16 protein-coding genes are annotated in these 16080 nt (G+C 59.2%); 2 read left to right on the top strand and 14 right to left on the bottom strand.

What is annotated here, in order from left to right:
* Window positions 1–362: 362 nt before the first annotated feature.
* On the top strand, window positions 363–860 hold the full coding sequence (locus VIN96_RS03115) for a hypothetical protein (RefSeq protein WP_331893968.1): 498 nt from the start codon (window positions 363–365) through the stop codon (window positions 858–860).
* A 299-nt stretch (window positions 861–1159) separates the two neighbouring features.
* Here VIN96_RS03115 and VIN96_RS03110 read toward each other — a convergent pair whose 3' ends face one another.
* The 10 genes from VIN96_RS03110 to VIN96_RS03065 all read right to left on the bottom strand — a co-directional run bounded on the left by VIN96_RS03110 (window position 1160) and on the right by VIN96_RS03065 (window position 9283).
* Window positions 1160–1831, bottom strand: coding sequence for a hypothetical protein (locus VIN96_RS03110; RefSeq protein ID WP_331893967.1), 672 nt, complete (start codon window positions 1829–1831; stop codon window positions 1160–1162).
* On the bottom strand, window positions 1819–2202 hold the full coding sequence (locus VIN96_RS03105) for a hypothetical protein (RefSeq protein ID WP_331893966.1): 384 nt from the start codon (window positions 2200–2202) through the stop codon (window positions 1819–1821). The genes VIN96_RS03110 and VIN96_RS03105 overlap by 13 nt, the downstream gene beginning before the upstream one ends.
* 242 nt (window positions 2203–2444) lie before the next feature.
* A complete protein-coding gene (locus VIN96_RS03100) occupies window positions 2445–3809 on the bottom strand; it encodes a tetratricopeptide repeat protein (protein WP_331893965.1) in 1365 nt (454 codons plus the stop codon).
* Window positions 3810–3973: 164 nt separating this feature from the next.
* A complete protein-coding gene (locus tag VIN96_RS03095; protein ID WP_331893964.1) occupies window positions 3974–4495 on the bottom strand; it encodes a hypothetical protein in 522 nt (173 codons plus the stop codon).
* 108 nt (window positions 4496–4603) lie between these two features.
* On the bottom strand, window positions 4604–5422 hold the full coding sequence (locus tag VIN96_RS03090; protein WP_331893963.1) for a PhzF family phenazine biosynthesis protein: 819 nt from the start codon (window positions 5420–5422) through the stop codon (window positions 4604–4606).
* A gap of 2 nt (window positions 5423–5424) precedes the next feature.
* Window positions 5425–6129 carry an alanyl-tRNA editing protein gene (locus tag VIN96_RS03085; protein ID WP_331893962.1) on the bottom strand — a complete coding sequence of 235 codons (705 nt, stop codon included), beginning with the start codon at window positions 6127–6129 and terminating at the stop codon, window positions 5425–5427.
* A 3-nt stretch (window positions 6130–6132) separates the two neighbouring features.
* A complete protein-coding gene (locus tag VIN96_RS03080) occupies window positions 6133–7113 on the bottom strand; it encodes a threonine dehydratase (protein WP_331893961.1) in 981 nt (326 codons plus the stop codon).
* A 19-nt stretch (window positions 7114–7132) separates the two neighbouring features.
* Window positions 7133–7972 (bottom strand): DMT family transporter, encoded by an 840-nt coding sequence (locus VIN96_RS03075; protein WP_414675587.1) that lies wholly within the window; start codon window positions 7970–7972, stop codon window positions 7133–7135.
* Between the two features lie 125 nt (window positions 7973–8097).
* Window positions 8098–9003: a DMT family transporter gene (locus VIN96_RS03070; RefSeq protein ID WP_331893959.1), complete on the bottom strand. Its 906-nt coding sequence runs from the start codon at window positions 9001–9003 to the stop codon at window positions 8098–8100.
* 4 nt (window positions 9004–9007) lie between these two features.
* Window positions 9008–9283 carry a DUF1127 domain-containing protein gene (locus tag VIN96_RS03065; protein WP_331893958.1) on the bottom strand — a complete coding sequence of 92 codons (276 nt, stop codon included), beginning with the start codon at window positions 9281–9283 and terminating at the stop codon, window positions 9008–9010.
* 79 nt (window positions 9284–9362) lie between these two features.
* Between VIN96_RS03065 and VIN96_RS03060 the strand changes: the two genes are divergently transcribed.
* Window positions 9363–10817 (top strand): PLP-dependent aminotransferase family protein, encoded by a 1455-nt coding sequence (locus tag VIN96_RS03060; protein WP_331893957.1) that lies wholly within the window; start codon window positions 9363–9365, stop codon window positions 10815–10817.
* Window positions 10818–10833: 16 nt separating this feature from the next.
* On the opposite strand, the gene thiD is transcribed toward VIN96_RS03060, so the two are convergent.
* The 4 genes from thiD to ftsH form a co-directional block, all read right to left on the bottom strand.
* Complete coding sequence (gene thiD, locus VIN96_RS03055) at window positions 10834–11658, bottom strand: bifunctional hydroxymethylpyrimidine kinase/phosphomethylpyrimidine kinase (RefSeq protein WP_331893956.1); 825 nt, start codon at window positions 11656–11658, stop codon at window positions 10834–10836.
* 4 nt (window positions 11659–11662) lie between these two features.
* Window positions 11663–13009: a phosphoglucosamine mutase gene (gene glmM / locus VIN96_RS03050; RefSeq protein ID WP_331893955.1), complete on the bottom strand. Its 1347-nt coding sequence runs from the start codon at window positions 13007–13009 to the stop codon at window positions 11663–11665.
* Window positions 13010–13130: 121 nt separating this feature from the next.
* Window positions 13131–13958 (bottom strand): dihydropteroate synthase, encoded by an 828-nt coding sequence (gene folP, locus VIN96_RS03045; RefSeq protein ID WP_331893954.1) that lies wholly within the window; start codon window positions 13956–13958, stop codon window positions 13131–13133.
* Window positions 13959–14027: 69 nt separating this feature from the next.
* Window positions 14028–15983: an ATP-dependent zinc metalloprotease FtsH gene (gene ftsH / locus VIN96_RS03040; RefSeq protein ID WP_331893953.1), complete on the bottom strand. Its 1956-nt coding sequence runs from the start codon at window positions 15981–15983 to the stop codon at window positions 14028–14030.
* Window positions 15984–16080 lie beyond the last annotated feature (97 nt).

The raw sequence follows: 16080 nt of genomic DNA, 5'->3' as shown, positions 1-16080 counted from the left end.
ACTTCATCCCAACGACTTACGTCAGCAATCGTAACCGCCAACTCCGCCACCCATTCCTGGGCTCCAGGGACAAAAAACCGCGACCAACCTCAACTCCGTGTTACCGGAGCCAGTCCGTCGCGACAGGCCGGTTTTTAGGCCCCTCAGACGGGTTTGTCAAACCTAAAAATTCCAAAAAGTTCAGGAATTTTCATTTTGCTGATTTCCGACTCACCCAAACGAGTGCGCCAGACCTATGAGTATATCCTCTCGCCCCTAGGAACACAAGGGATCGCAAGCGTGGACCGCCGACCAGCGATGGGATAGTTTTGGTGAAACGTAAACAACTGTATTCAGGCATATATTTAGGGACCGAGACAGACATGGTGAAGGTGAAGCACGCGAATCTGGCGATTTCGATGATTTTATCGGCGGCGACTCTGGGACTCGGCGCTTGCGCCCAGGGAACAGGCCTAGCCCCCAGCGCACGGACGACGGATGCCCAAGCGCAAATGCAAGGCGGCGCCAACACCCCACCCGCCCCCGAAAAAGCGTTCAACCGCTTTCCCGACATCCCGATACCGACCAAAGCCGAAATGGACACCGCACGCACCTTGGTATTTGGCAGCGGCGAAAGCTGGTACGGCCAGCTGGGGCTGGAGACGGACCACAACGCCAACACCATGTTCGATTTCTACAAACAGGAACTGGGGGGATTCGGCTGGCAGGAAATCACCTCGGTGCGCGCACAGCTCAGCGTGCTCACCTACGAACGCCAGGGGCGAATCCTGTCGATCCAAATCCAAAAGGGATCACTGGGCGGATCGTCCATCACCTTGACCGTGTCGCCACGCGGCGGCGCAGCGCCGGTTATGAACTGAATCTAGGCGAAGGTCCGAACACACAACAAACCACTATCTCCACTTTTTCAGCGACACCGGAGAGAGGCTCTATCGCGAAACGAAAACCTCGCGCCTTCAAAAACCGAAGACGCTGTGGCTGAAACGTTACGTGTGCCCCATTGGGTAGACCAAAAAACGGTGTAAGCATTGTGTATTATCAGGATTAAGAAGACTTTTGGCCTGTCTAAGCAGTGTCTGGCGGAGCGGTACGGATACTGTCATGCAATATGATATACACGGTTTATGAAACAAAGTTGGTTACTGTGTAGAATTAAACGCTAAATGAAGTAAATCATGGGACTCACCCTGCCCTCGAATCCATCTTGCTTGACACATATTACTTTCCTGCCTTGATATTTTAGCGGCTTCAGATCGATCTTGAATTTTTGCGTTCTGTTGGCCTGAACAGATGCGAATATGTGAGGGTACTTTGTATCCACTAAGCCAGCGTCAATGTCATATAGATACAGTGTAATCGCAACCGCCTGTAATTCATTTGACTTGTTTTCAACTTCGATTTCCATCTGAGCCGATTGGTGATCGTGAATTTCGTAAACTGGCGCGCCGTCAGGAATCTCAATATCTTCATCCGCTACAGCAGGCACAATATCAAGCGACTGAAGCACAAGTTCCTCTAGCCCCATTTTCACGAATTCGTTTGTCCATTTTTTCTCCTTTTCCGGAGCACTGGCAATCATGGCCGCACGTGAAGTTGATCGAACGCCTTGATTTCCGCTACGCCTGATCAAGCGAGAACGACCACCACGCCCAATCATCCGCCTTCCCAACATCCTCAGCCCACTACGCGCCCCCCCTCTCAAGGCGGCACCAAAAAAGAATCTTAGGAATAAAAATAAAGGGTTTCCGCGTGACAGCCGTGAGAAAAGCATCGTTCCAAGCGATACAGGGAAACCAACCAGAAATCGCCGACGCGAAATCATTCCATACATCTCTCATCCATTCGTGGCTGGATTAATACCTGAAACTCCCCTTGTCGGTGCACGTGAAAACAAGGATTAGTATCGAAAACTGAAACGAGGGCTTCAAAGGCCTTCCCTTTCTCCTTCAGGGATAGGTTTTGCTTACGTAAGACCCCGATTTCCTCAGCAAGACTATCGTTAGCTCTACTTAAATCACGATTGGATTTGCTCAACTCACGAATTTTATCGCGGTTGCTTTGACCGCTAAAAACATGATCAAGAGCAACAAAAGGCGCTTCAATAGTGTTCTTCGCAAGAGAACACCCTCCAAGAACGAAAACACAACTGGCGACAATGACTACCCGCCTCATCACAGCCTTGGGGTTGTGATCATTACCCACCACCCTTGCCTCCCGTTCAAAAAGCACTTCGTTTTCTATAAGTCCTTCAGCTCTCCACCAGTATTAGTTGCGCGCACAGGTGTGTCAACCTGAAGCACATTATCGCGGGTTACACCAACAGTGTATTTGGAGGTCTGCGATCAGTTAAGATGATAAACGGAACCAAAGAATTCTTATAAAAAATGGCAACTTAACGAGAAGCATTGGTTTTTATCATAATAGGATCAGCAACGTCTAACCGTTCAACCGAAGTTTATGGTCGTCGGCTCGCAATACTGGCGTTTGACCTTGAGGGTTCGGCAGGCATCCTTTGCGGCGTTGTTGCTGGGCAACGGACCGGCTTTGAGGCGATAGAACACACCTTTGCTGTTGCCAAGATCGACGCGTTCGATGCGATACTCCAAACCGCCCAGCACGTCGCCGAAGCGTTTCGACAGTTCCGCCCAGCCGCGCTCGGCCGCTTTTTGTTGGCGATAGGACGCCAAATGGACCGCAGGCTGGAAACCGCTCAGCGCCGGTTTGGCCTCGCCGCTCTTCTGTTTCGCCATGGCGCCGTCCCCGGCCGGCATCTGTGGCGCGGGCGGTTGCATCGAGGCTTCGATCGCGGCGCGTTCCTTGGCGTATTCATCTGAAGTGATGAGGTCGGCTGCATTGAGCATTTCAAGACGGCGCACCGCGTCGGCGGCTTCCATCAGCCCTTTGGGCGGCGGCGCGGGATTGGCCACCGAAGAGGGGCGCGCCGGCATCAGCGCATCCAAGATCATCGAACGTTCCGCCGTGTGCTGAGCCGGTGACAGCGCACGCATTTCCAGCGCCCGGCCAATGGCGTTCAAGCGCGCGGACACTTGTTCGACCGCCGGAACGGGGCGATCCAACCCGGTTGCCGCAGGCGGCGAGGTCATCGGCAACAGCGCGCCGACGTTGACTTTGCGCCGCATCAAAAATTCATCTTGGGTGATCAATCCCTGATCCAGCAAGGCGCGCAAGGTCTTGAACCGCGCGACGATGTTCAGGTCTGCGTCCTTGAATATCGGCTCCGACGCGTTCATTGCCATCGGCCGGGCCATTTGTTGCGGCTGCATGGCTCCATAAGCCGGCTGCGGCGCGGCCATGGCCGTCATCGGCGCCGTGGGCGACATGGAAGGTTGAGCGTTCATATCGCCCGACATTCCGCCGGGAATCGGTGCGTTCACGCCGCTTTCCAGCAAATGAATGTTGACGCTGGCCAAATCGACAATCGGCTGTGTCTGCTTGCCCGCCCACACCAGCAATTCATCCGTGGGACGCGGGTTGAGCGCCAATATCGCTTCATAGAGCTGGCGGGCGCGAGTCGGCTGCCCGGAGTTTTGATACAATGTCGCCAAACCGAACAACGCTTGAACGTCATTGGGATTGGCCTTGAGCGCCCTTTCGAAGTGCGCTTGCGCCAAGACATTGTTGCCTTTCGCCAGTTCGGCCAACCCCAGTTCCGCCGAGACGTTGTCGTCACTGCGGTCCATGGCCCAGAATTCAGGCTGAAAAAGCTCGCTGTCTTGCAGGGCGCTGCAGCCGCTCACGGCGGTCAACGACAAAACAACGGCGGCGATGCGCAAGCTGGTGCGGTTCACTTCAAGCCCCCTTTCCGGTCTCTATCGGCTGCACAATCGCTGTAGGAACAGCGGGCGCGCCGAATCGCACCGGAATCGTATTCGAATCATTCGAACAACACTACCGTGTGATCCTTAATGGAATCTTTCACAAAATCTAGTGGTTTTGAAGTTTAGAAGCGCGATTACTTCTTTTCGCCGCCGCCGAGCAGTTCCTGCATGCGCTTTTCGTACTCTTCCATCACCCGGCCACAGCCCTGGGTCTGCGCGAACGGCAGACGCGACATCACGCCGCTGCCCATGGTTTTCCCACCCTCGATGACGTAGACCTCGCTGATGATGTTCTTACCAAACGCCTTGTTGACGTATGCGGCAATAGCCGGGGCCTGGGGTTTCAAGGCATCGATATCGACGTGACGTGTTCTATCGACCGGCGCGGGATGCTTGGAAAAATAGTATAAGATCGCTTCCGCCGCGCGCGGCGCGCGCTGACAAACGAACGCCACGTCTTCGGCTTTCGGCACCGTCAAGATCGGCGTCAAGGGACGAATCTGGGTCGTGAAGCTACCGGGCTTGGATTGCACCGCCGCCATCACGTGCTTGAGCTGAATGTGCGAATTGTCCCCCGGCAATTGCGCCATCGCCGGCGCGCTCGCCGTCCAGACGGCGATCAAGGAGACAAGCAACAAACGAATCGTATAGCGCATGACGTGTTCTCGGGATCTTTTTTCGGTTTTGGCGTCCGGCTCTGCTGATAGCCTAACACACGAAAAAGTATGACTCCAACCGCCTGAATGGATACTGAACGGCTTTTTTCAGCCCGGAACGTGCGCCTCACCTTTCATATACAACGTTGCATGCCCCGACAGCAGCACCCGATCGCCCTGCATCTGGCAATAGACATCGCCGCCGCGCTTGGAGACTTGGCGCGCATGCAAGCTGTCTTTCTTCAGGACTTTCGCCCAGTACGGCGCCAGCACCGTGTGCGCCGATCCGGTCACCGGGTCTTCGGCGATGCCTGCGTAAGGGGCGAAATAGCGCGACACGAAATCCACCGTGTCACGTTCGTCGCCCGCCGCCGTCACGATCAGGCCCTTCTTGCCCAACTTCGCCACCGCGCCCAGGTGCGGTGTGAGACTGCGCACCGCCTCGGCACTGGCCAGAACGGCGAGGCTCATACCGTTCGACGCGGTCCAAAATTGCTGCGCCGGCCCGCCCAGGGCTTGAGGCAAAAATTCGTGATGCGGCGCGGGACGCGGGGCGTTCAGCGGGAAATCCATCACCAACAAATCACCCTCGCCGCGCGCCACGGTGAGCACGCCGCTTTTGGTGGTGAAGCGTAGCGTCTCGACGTCAACGCCCAGTTCATTGAACAGCACCCACGCCGTGGCCAGCGTCGCATGACCGCACAGGTCGACTTCGGTTTCCGGCGTGAACCAGCGCAAGCCGTAATCCGCCACGCCGGTTGTGTCGGGCACCACGTACGCGGTTTCGGACAAATTGTTTTCCGCCGCCAGCTTTTGCATCACCTCATCAGACAGCCACGCATCGGTCGGACACACGGCGGCGGGATTGCCGGCGAAAAGGTCTGCGGTGAACGAATCGATTTGATACAGGGGAATGGTGTTGCTCATGATCACTCACCGAACGAAATGTTGATGCGACGATTCTGTTTGCCTTTGTTTTCGATCTTGCCGATGCGCAAGCTGCCGATTTCGCCGGTCGCCTGGACATGGGTGCCCCCGCACGGCTGCAGGTCGACGCCCTGAACGTCGATGGTGCGGATGCGCCCGGTGCCGCGCGGCGGCTGAACCGACATGGAACGCACAAGGTCGGGTTGCGCGTCGAGCGTCGCGTCGTCGATCCAGCTGTGAACGACGGGATGATTCTCGTCGACCAATTTCTTCAGCCCCGCGGCCAGCACTTCCTTATCCGGACTTTCGGGAATGTTGAAATCGATGCGGCTTTTGTCCGCACCCACCTGCGCGCCGGTGATCTGACCGTCGACCAGCGCGCAGAGCAGATGCAGCGCCGTATGCATGCGCATGTGTTTGTGGCGTCGGTCCCAATCGATTTCCGCACTCACCACATCGCCAACACTGGGCAACGGCGCCCCCTCGGCGGGCACATGAACGATCACACCCGGACCATCGCCCTTGATGGTATCGATGATCGCCACGTCTCCGCCGCTGGTGCGCAGCACGCCGACGTCGCCGGGCTGTCCGCCGCCGGTGGGGTAAAACACCGTGCGGTCCAGCTCGATACCCGCCTCTGATACCGCCGTGACGGTGGCTTCGCAGGTTTTGAGATAAGAATCTTCGCGAAACAGTTCTTCGGTCATGGCCTATGCTCCCAAATGTTCCATCACGCGGGCGAAGGTGTCGCGGTCGGCGTTGCCACCCGACAAGATCAAGCCGACCTTGCGCCCGGACTGAAGGTCCTTTTCCTTCATCAGGCCCGCCAGCGGCGTCGCCGCCGCGCCCTCGGCCAGATTGTGGGTGTCGGTGAAATACATGCCCATGGCGTCCATGATCTCGTCGTCGCTGACCCGGACCACCCGCGCCGCGCCGTTCTTGATGATCTCGAAAGCCTCGGGACTGGGCACCCGGCAGGCCACGCCGTCGGCGATGGTTTCGGCGGTGTTGGTCGAAACCACCTCGCCTTTTTCAAACGACAAGGCATACGCGGGCGCGCCTTCGGCCACCACGCCGACGATTTCGGTTTTGAGCCCCAAAGCGTCGCGAACTGAAATCAGGCCGCAAATGCCCGAGCCCATACCGATGGGCACATAGATCGCGTCGAGGTTTCCCGCTTGCTCGAAAAATTCCAGCGCGTATGTGGCGACGCCGCGCATCAACGGTTTTTCGAACGGACCGATCATATAAAGGCCGCGTTCTTCGGCGAGCTTTTGGGTGTATTCCAGCGCTTCTTGAAAATCCGCGCCGTGTACGATCAATTCCGCGCCCAGGGCTTGCATGGCGCGGTTCTTATCCGGGCTGTTGCCTTCGGGCACCACGATCACCGCCTTCATGCCCAGCTTGCCTGCGGCGAACGCCAGGCTTTGGCCGTGGTTGCCGCGGGTGGCGGAAATGACGCCCTTGATATCCGGCTGGGTGGCCTTGAGCCCCGACAGATACACCAACCCGCCGCGCACCTTGAACGCGCCCACGGGGGTGTGGTTTTCGTGCTTGACCCACACCTCGCAGCCGGTGCGTTGGCTGAGCAACGGCCAGGTGTAGGCCGGGGTCGGGCTCATGTGCCGATAGACGATCGCGCGGGTGGCTTCGAGTTCCACGATCGTGGCATTGAGCATGCCGTCATCCATCTTTAAATCCTCTCATATTCTATTTGCGGGTCGCCAAGGCCACGCCGATCACCACCACCACCATGCCGACCATGGCCAGAGGCGCCAAAGTTTCATCGAACAAAATCCACGCGAACACCGCCGTCACCGGGGGCGTCAAATAAAACAGGCTGGCGACTTTTGAGGCCGCGCCGCGACGGATTAAAATGTACAGCAACGAAATCGCACCCAACGACAGCACCAACACCAGCCACGCCAGGGCGAAAACCAGCTCGCCGCTCCACGTCACCTCGCCGCTTTCGAGCGTCCACGCCAAAGCCGCCGTCGGCACCGCCGCGACGGCGTATTGAATGGCTGAGCCGCTGCGCAGGTCCATCGCGTCGCCGTGGCGTTTTTGATAGAGCGTGCCCGTGGTGATGGCGAACAGCGCCGCCGCGGCGAACGCAATGCCATCGAGATTGCCGCCGTCGATGTTGAGCTTGTCGCCCAACACCAACACCACGCCGACGAGCCCCAACACCAAGCCCAACCATTGCCGGGGCCTGACGGTTTCGCCCAAGAACGCCCCCGCGCCCACCGCCGTAAGCAACGGTTGCAAGCCGACAATCAACGCCGCCACGCCTGCCGACAACCCAGCGTGAATGGCGGAAAACACGCCGCCCAAATACACCCCGTGCACCAGCAGGCCGACCACGCCGATGCGCGCGAACGCCCCCCACGTGGACGGCCACGGGGCGCGAAATGCCAGCGCCACAACCACCAAGATGGCGGTCAGAACGGCAAAGCGCAAAAACAGAAACGTAAATGGTTCGGCGTACGGCAAGCCGAGTTTGGCGCCGAGAAAACCGGTGCTCCACAACAGCACGAACACGCCGGGCATGGCCACGACGAACAGGTTGTCGGGCTTCATGGTCGGTTCGGCAAGCGGGGGCGATGAACGCACGAATACAAACTCTCAAAAAACGGTTTCACGATATCTTACAATCGCTGTCTGGCAAGCGCGTCTCAACCTTTTCGCGACAGCGCGATGCCGCCAACGATACCCAAGGTCGCAAGGCACAGTTGCCACGTCAAGGCTTCCCCGAACGCGACCACCGCCAGCGACAAACTCACCACCGGCATGAGGAATTGCATCGGCGCGATGCGCACCACGCCGCCGTTGGCCAAGCCCCAATACCATGCGATGTAAGCCAGCAACGACGACCCCAAAGCCAAGTACAAAGCCGCCGCCCAGCCGTTAAAACTGATCGCGGTCCAGTCGCCGACATCCCACAGAAAAAACACCAATGGCGCTTGAACAAGGGCCGCAACCAGCACGCCCCAAAACGTCACCGCCAAGGTGCCGATGTGGGTCGTCAAGCGGCTGCCGCTGACATAGCCGAGCCCGGCGCACACGGATGACGCCAAGCACATCAAGTCGCCGGACAACGTTGCGCCCGCACCGCCTTCCGTCTTCAGCGCGATCAACGACACGACCCCGCCAAATGCGACGGCCATGCCAACGAACCACATCGCACCCGGCAGACGCCGGACCGCGAGCACACCGAAAAAGCCAGAGAACAAAGGGATGGTGGCATTGATCACAGCGCTGTGCGCCGCCGAGGTCGCTTTGACGCCCAGGGCGAACAGCAAGGTGAAGCCGACGAAGCCACTCGCGGCAGTTACCGCCAAAACCGCCCATTGCCCCCGCCCTCGCGGACGTGGTGCGGTCGGTCGCAGCAAGAACGGCCATATCAGCAGCGCCGCCAAGACCGTGCGCAGCATTCCTGCCGCCAAGGGGTCCATCTCCAAAACGGCGACGCGGGTTGCCGCCGGAGATGCGCCCCAGATGAGCACCGCGACGCCCGCAGCCAGATAGGGCTTGAGGGCATCGCGGCGTTCGTCGGAGGCTGTAGCCTGCGACGAGGACATAACCTCAAGGCCGCCAGAACGGCTTTTGAGTTTCCAAACGCGCCTGTTCCGGCGATAGCCCGATGTCGCGCAACATGTGTTCATCCATGGTGCGGATACTGTTGCGGGCACAATTGCGGCGACGCCACATGCGCACGGTGGTCACGATGGCGGCCGGTACGCGATTGAACTCGCGAACAATCAGCCTTTTACCGTCATTGAGCCAGCCATGCCACGAAAGGGACAGGGCCGACGACAATGCGGCACCGGATATTGTATCGGTACAATTGTGTCGATCCATGGGACTTCCCCGTTCTAAAATTAAGGACAATTGGAACGTACGCTTGACACAAAAGGGCGTCAATGTGATTATTGTCACCATGACAATATACACACCGCACATCGAAGACCGCCATGGCCCCAAATATCGCGCCATTGCAGACGCCGTCAGCGATGACGTGCGCGACAAAATTCTGCCGGTCGGCGCGAAGCTGCCTACCCATCGTGATCTGGCGTACCGTCTGGGCGTCACCGTCGGCACCGTGACGCGGGCGTATTCCGAACTGCAACGGCGCGGCGTCGCCGGCGGACGGGTCGGCAGCGGCACGTATGTGCTCGACCAAATCCGCGAACGTCAGGTATTTCCCGTCATCGGCGTATCTAACAAAGAAATTCTGTCGGGCACCGGCGATCGCGCGCTTTTGGACCAGCCTGACGCCAGCACCACGGACTTGTCGATGAACCGTCCGCCACCAGGTCCCGAGACCGAGGCTTTGGCCGCGACTTTGAGCGAACTGGCCCACGCCGACAGCTTGGCGGTGTTGACCCAATACAACCCCGCCCCCGGTCTCGCTCACCATCGCAGTGCGATGGCGACGCTGGTCAACACCATCGGCCTGGACGCCGAAACCGATGACATGATCCTCACCAGCGGCGCGCAGCATGCCATGGCGGCCAGCGCCATGGGCTTACTCAAAGCCGGCGACGTGATTTTGACGGAAAATTTCACCTATCCCGGCATGACCTCGTTGGCGGCCCATTTGGGCGTGCGTGTACGCCCGGTGGCGATGGATGAATACGGTGTGCGCCCGGAAGCCTTGCAAGCCGCCATTCACGAAACAGGTGCGCGTGTCGCCTACCTGATGCCCGTGCATCAAAATCCGACCACGGCGGTGATGGATATGGACCGTCTCACAGCCATCGCCGACATTGCCAAGCGCAATGATCTGGTGGTGATCGAAGACGACGTCTACGGCTTTCAGCCCGAGCGGCGCAATCCCCCGCTGGCGCAGTTCGCCCCGGACAACACCATCTACATCAACGGATTCGCCAAAAGCATTTCGCCGGGCCTGAGGGTCGGGTTCATGAAAACGCCCAAGTCGCTGTTTTCGACCCTGACCCGCGCGGTGCAGATCACCGGTTGGATGATCCCGCCGTTGATGGGCGAAATCGCCGCACGGTGGGTCACCTCCGGCATCGCCCAGCAGATCATCGACTGGCACCGCCGCGAAATGATTGCCCGCAACCAGATCGCCGCCGAGGTCTTGCAAGATTTCACCTTCGCATCGAAGCCCGAAAGCCTGCATATCTGGTTGGACCTACCACCCGATCACTACGCCGACGACACCATCCGCGAGTTGAGCCAGCGCGGCGTGATCATGGCCGGGCCGGAATCGTTCATCACCACCCAACCCAACGTGCCGCGCTCCTTGCGCTTGTGCTTGGGCTCGGCCCCCAGCCGCGAACAACTGCACGCCGCCCTGGTTCAGGTGCGCGCCGTGCTGACGGCCCAACCGGTCCAGGCCAATCACCTGATCGGTTCGATGGTGATGTGATCGATCGTTTTGATCTTCAGGAAGACGAGAACGGCGCAACCGTGTGGCCGTGGTTCAGCGGACCATGACCGGAACCGAAACCGGGCGCGTCGAGTATCGCTTGATGCACGTAAGCATGCGCGCGACGGATCGCCGCCACCATATCCATCCCCTGCGCCAACCCGCAGGCAATCGCCGAGGCCAGCGTACAGCCGGTTCCGTGGGTGTGACGACTGTCGATACGTACCCCTTCGAACACTTCGACGCGGGTACCTTCGCGCCATAGAACATCCGTCACCATGGCGCGGCTTTGGCCATCGTCAGGCATATGCCCGCCCTTGATCAACGCGGCGTGTGCACCAAGTTTCAGCAACTTGTCACCCACCGGACCGAAATCAGCGATGGTATCGATCTTGACACCGGTCAGCGCTTCGGCTTCGGGCACGTTGGGGGTGATCAGTCTGGCGCGCGGCAACAGGCGTTCGATCAACGCCTGCACGGCATCGGGATCGAGCAGGGCATGCCCGCCCTTAGCCACCATCACCGGATCCAGAACCAATGGAACAGATGGATCGACGCGTTCCAGCGCGTCGGCCACGGCGTGAATCACACCGGCCCGGTGCAGCATGCCGATTTTGATCGCATCCGCGCCGATGTCGTCGAGCACCACCTCTATCTGGCGGGCGATGAAATCTTCGGGAATCTCGTGAATCGCGTGAACGCCTTGGGTATTTTGCGCCGTCAACGCGGTGATCGCGGTCATCGCGTAACCGCCTAGGGCGGTTACCGTCTTGATGTCGGCCTGAATGCCCGCGCCGCCGCCAGAGTCCGACCCGGCAATGATCAGCACCCGCCCCTGCATCGCCTTAAGCCGCCGCCGAACCGATGAGGCCGACCAATTCGTCGACGACTTCGGTAACCAGGGTTTCGTCCTGCCCTTCCGCCATCACCCGAATCAACGGTTCGGTTCCCGATTTGCGGATCAGCACACGGCCGGTACCCTGAAGGCGTTTTTCCGCATCCAAGATCGCTTGTTCGACCTGCGGCTGGTCCAGCGGAGACACGCCCTGAAAGCGGACGTTTTTCAGCACTTGGGGGAACGGATCGAACAGACGGCAGGCTTCGGAAGCCGGTTTGCCGTTCGCGATCAAAACCGCCAACACCTGCAACGCCGCCATCAAACCGTCACCGGTGGTGGCGTAATCGCCAAGCACGATGTGCCCCGATTGCTCGCCGCCGACGTTGCAGCCCGTACGGCGCATTTCTTCGACCACGTATCGGTCGCCGACCGGGGTACGAATCAGCCCCAATCCTTCGCTTTCGAGAAAGTGCTCAAGGCCCAAATTCGACATCACCGTGGCGACCACCGCACCTCCGGTCAGGCCGCCTTCCCGGCACCAGTGCGCGGCGATCAAGCCCATCAACTGATCGCCATCGACCAATTGGCCTTTTTCATCGGAAATCAAAACCCGATCGGCGTCGCCATCGAGCGCGATGCCGATGTCCGCGCCATGGGTCACGACCGCCGTTTGCATCGCTTCGGTCGCGGTCGAACCGCAACCGTCGTTGATGTTATAGCCGTTGGGTTCGACGCCGATCTTGATCACGTCGGCACCCAATTCCCACAGAACTTCCGGGGCGACCTTGTAAGCCGCGCCATTGGCGCAATCGATAACGATTTTCAAGCCATCCAGGCTCACACCCTTGGGAAAGGTCTGCTTGACGTATTCGGTGTAACGCCCGATCACGTCGTCCAAGCGTTTGGCCCGCCCCAGTTTGGACGCGTGGGCCAGTTCGCTTGCAATATTGCTTTCCATGCGCGCTTCGATTTCAGCTTCCATGGTGTCGGACAGCTTAAATCCGTCGGGACCGAAAAATTTGATGCCGTTGTCTTGATAGGGATTATGCGAGGCCGAAATCATCACCCCGAAGTCGGCGCGCAACGAGCGCGTCAGCATCGCCACAGCAGGTGTCGGTACTGGACCGGCCAGCACCACGTCCATGCCGCACGACACGAATCCCGACGTCAGCGCATTTTCCAGCATATAACCCGACAGGCGCGTGTCCTTGCCGATGATCACCCGATGGCGATGATCGCCGCGCTTGAAATGCAATGCCGCCGCCTGGCCGACCATCAAGGCGGTCATGGGCGTCATTGGGTGTACATTGGCGGTGCCGCGAATACCGTCGGTGCCGAAAAGCTTGCGTGTCATGGAGCCATCTGTCGTTGAAAGTCAAAAAATCGTAACGCTATTTTTAAATCATCCGCACTTAAAGTGGGGTAAATTTTAATTACCGTTCTTTTCAAGCGCCAAATGTGTTGGCCGCAGCGCGTCAATCGGCACTCTGTATCGCCGCCCAGATATCGAGCGCTTGCTTGGTTTCGCGCACATCGTGAACGCGCAAAATCTTCACCCCGCGGGTAACGCCGAACAACGCCGCAGCAATGGAACCCGCGAGACGCTGCTGCGCATCGGGCTCGTTCACGACCTGGCCGATAAAGCTTTTGCGCGACACGCCCAACATCAGCGGCAGGCCCAAGCTGGCATAGATATCGAGATGCTTGAGCATTTCCAGGTTGTGCGCCACCGTCTTGCCGAACCCAATGCCTGGATCGATGGCCAGGCGCGACGCGTCGATGCCCGCCGCTTCGCATGCATGCACGCGCCCGGTGAGATATTCCAACACCTCCTTGGCCGCATCCTCGTAAACCGGATTGGCCTGCATGGTGCCGGGCTCGCCCTGCATGTGCATCAAAATAACCGGCACCGTAGCGTTCGCTGCGACATCCATGGAGCGCGCATCGCCGCTCAACGCGGTGACGTCGTTGATGATTTCCGCCCCTGCTGCCAGGGCCGCTTCCATCACCAAGGCGTGGCGGGTGTCGATGGACACGCACGCGCCTGCTTGGCTGAGACGTTCGATCACCGGCACGGTGCGCCGCACCTCTTCTTCGATGCTTACAGGCGCCGCGCCTGGGCGTGTGCTTTCACCGCCGACGTCGATGATGTCCGCACCATCGTCCATCATCTTCAATCCGCGCGCCACCGCGTCTTCGAACGCGAACGCTTCGCCGCCGTCAGAAAAGCTGTCGGGCGTGGCGTTGACGATACCCATGATCAGGGGGCGGTCTAATTTGAAATCGGCGAATGTCTTGATCATTTGCGGTCTCCCGAAATCACGAAGCCCCGCCTCTATCGAAGGCGGGGCTTTGCGTTCAGCTCTGCGTGCTCAAACCTCCGGCTGCGGCTCTGCGCCGATGCCGCCCGATGAGCTGTCTTTCTTTTCCTTGGCCGCGCCCTTGCCCGAGGTCGGCACGGACGCTTTACGCCCGCCTTCGGACGGCGTGTCGTCGAGATCGGGACGATGGATGCCTTTGCCCTCGATCAGGTCGCGAACCTCGTCACCGGACAGGGTTTCGTATTCCAACAGCGCCTGGGTAATGGCTTCCAGCTGGTCCATGTGCTTGGTCAAGATGCGTCGGGCGTGGCCTTCGGCTTGATCGATCAAGCGACGGATTTCCTCGTCGATCAAGTTGGCGGTCTTTTCCGACACGTTCTTGTGCTGGGTCACCGAATGGCCGAGGAAGATTTCTTCGTCGTTTTCGGAATAACGCAGTCGGCCGAGTTTGTCGGAGAACCCGAACTCGGTGACCATGCGCCGCGCCATACCGGTCGCCTGCTGGATGTCGTTGCCCGCGCCGGTGGTGACGTTTTCTTCGCCGAAGATCAATTCTTCGGCCATACGACCGCCGAACATCATCGCCAAGCGCGATTCCAACTGCAGCCGCGAGAACGTGTATTGGTCGCGTTCCGGCAGGTTCATGGTCACGCCCAAGGCGCGACCGCGCGGGATGATCGTGACCTTATGCAGCGGATCGGACTTGGGCATGTGGATGCCGACCAGGGCGTGGCCCGCTTCGTGATAGGCGGTGAGTTTCTTTTCCTCGTCCGTCATCACCATCGAGCGTCGCTCGGTGCCCATCATGACCTTGTCCTTGGCCGATTCGAAATCCGCCATGGTGACCACGCGCTTACCCGAACGCGCTGCCAGCAAGGCCGCTTCGTTGACCAAGTTGGCAAGATCCGCGCCGGAGAAACCGGGCGTGCCGCGCGCGATGGTGCGTGCATCGACGTCGGGCGCCAACGGCACCTTGCCCATGTGCACCTTAAGGATCTTTTCCCGGCCCAAGATGTCGGGGTTCGGCACCGTCACCTGACGGTCGAAACGACCGGGACGCAGCAATGCGGGGTCGAGCACGTCGGGACGGTTGGTCGCCGCGATCAAGATCACGCCTTCGTTGGATTCGAAGCCGTCCATTTCCACCAGCAACTGGTTGAGGGTCTGTTCGCGTTCGTCGTTGCCGCCGCCGAGACCCGCGCCACGATGGCGGCCCACGGCGTCGATTTCGTCAATGAAGATGATGCAGGGCGCGTTCTTTTTGCCCTGCTCGAACATGTCGCGCACACGCGACGCGCCGACGCCGACAAACATTTCCACGAAGTCGGAACCGGAAATGGTGAAGAACGGCACGTTGGCTTCGCCCGCGATGGCGCGCGCCAGCAACGTCTTGCCGGTACCCGGAGGACCGACCAGCAAGCAACCTTTGGGGATTTTGCCGCCGAGGCGTTGGAACTTGTGCGGGTCTTTCAAGAAATCGACGACCTCTTCCAGTTCTTGCTTGGCTTCATCGATACCGGCGACGTCTTCGAACGTCACCCGACCTTGTTTTTCGGTCAGCATCTTGGCTTTGGATTTGCCAAAGCCCATGGCTTTGCCGCCGGCGCCGCCCTGCATCTGCTTGAACAGGAAGATCCACACCCCGATCAGCAGCAAGAACGGGAACAGGTTGACCAACATGCCCATCAACGAGAACTGCCCGTCGTCGGACGGCGCGGCCTGGATACGCACACCGGACTTGGACAGGTTCGAGACCAAGGCCGGATCGTCCGGTGCAAAAGTCGAGAACATCCGTCCATCGTTCAAGTGCCCCGTCACCGTAGTGCCGGCCTTGCCCGATTTGATGGTCACGTCGCGAACCTCGCCGCCTTCGATGGCGGTGAGCAGTTCCGAATACGCGAGGGACGTCTGGTTGGTTTGCGGTTGCGAGCCTTGGAATAAATTGAACAAGGCGAACAGCAAAAAGCCGATGATGACCCAGAAAACGATGTTCCTGCTGAAGTTCAAGGTCGGTTCCTTACCTTTGCTCTAGCTCTGGCGCACAAACGCCGAGCGAAATCTGTGTCCTGCCGATCTGCGTGAGATGGCTTCAGTCTCTATAAAA

Source organism: Magnetovibrio sp. (assembly GCF_036568125.1).
Taxonomy (GTDB): domain Bacteria; phylum Pseudomonadota; class Alphaproteobacteria; order Rhodospirillales; family Magnetovibrionaceae; genus Magnetovibrio.
The sequence above is the reverse complement of the archived record's forward strand: the minus strand, read 5'-3'. Positions and strand labels throughout refer to the sequence as shown.

What these genes read in the sequence shown, in the direction of transcription:
- VIN96_RS03115 (WP_331893968.1), top strand. Translation starts at nt 363, where the DNA reads ATGGTGAAGGTGAAGCACGCGAATCTGGCGATTTCGATGATTTTATCG.
- VIN96_RS03110 (WP_331893967.1), bottom strand. Translation starts at nt 1,831, where the DNA reads ATGTATGGAATGATTTCGCGTCGGCGATTTCTGGTTGGTTTCCCTGTA.
- VIN96_RS03095 (WP_331893964.1), bottom strand. Translation starts at nt 4,495, where the DNA reads ATGCGCTATACGATTCGTTTGTTGCTTGTCTCCTTGATCGCCGTCTGG.
- VIN96_RS03090 (WP_331893963.1), bottom strand. Translation starts at nt 5,422, where the DNA reads ATGAGCAACACCATTCCCCTGTATCAAATCGATTCGTTCACCGCAGAC.
- VIN96_RS03085 (WP_331893962.1), bottom strand. Translation starts at nt 6,129, where the DNA reads ATGACCGAAGAACTGTTTCGCGAAGATTCTTATCTCAAAACCTGCGAA.
- VIN96_RS03080 (WP_331893961.1), bottom strand. Translation starts at nt 7,113, where the DNA reads ATGGATGACGGCATGCTCAATGCCACGATCGTGGAACTCGAAGCCACC.
- VIN96_RS03075 (WP_414675587.1), bottom strand. Translation starts at nt 7,972, where the DNA reads ATGCCCGGCGTGTTCGTGCTGTTGTGGAGCACCGGTTTTCTCGGCGCC.
- VIN96_RS03070 (WP_331893959.1), bottom strand. Translation starts at nt 9,003, where the DNA reads ATGTCCTCGTCGCAGGCTACAGCCTCCGACGAACGCCGCGATGCCCTC.
- VIN96_RS03065 (WP_331893958.1), bottom strand. Translation starts at nt 9,283, where the DNA reads ATGGATCGACACAATTGTACCGATACAATATCCGGTGCCGCATTGTCG.
- VIN96_RS03060 (WP_331893957.1), top strand. Translation starts at nt 9,363, where the DNA reads ATGACAATATACACACCGCACATCGAAGACCGCCATGGCCCCAAATAT.
- thiD (WP_331893956.1), bottom strand. Translation starts at nt 11,658, where the DNA reads ATGCAGGGGCGGGTGCTGATCATTGCCGGGTCGGACTCTGGCGGCGGC.
- glmM (WP_331893955.1), bottom strand. Translation starts at nt 13,009, where the DNA reads ATGACACGCAAGCTTTTCGGCACCGACGGTATTCGCGGCACCGCCAAT.
- folP (WP_331893954.1), bottom strand. Translation starts at nt 13,958, where the DNA reads ATGATCAAGACATTCGCCGATTTCAAATTAGACCGCCCCCTGATCATG.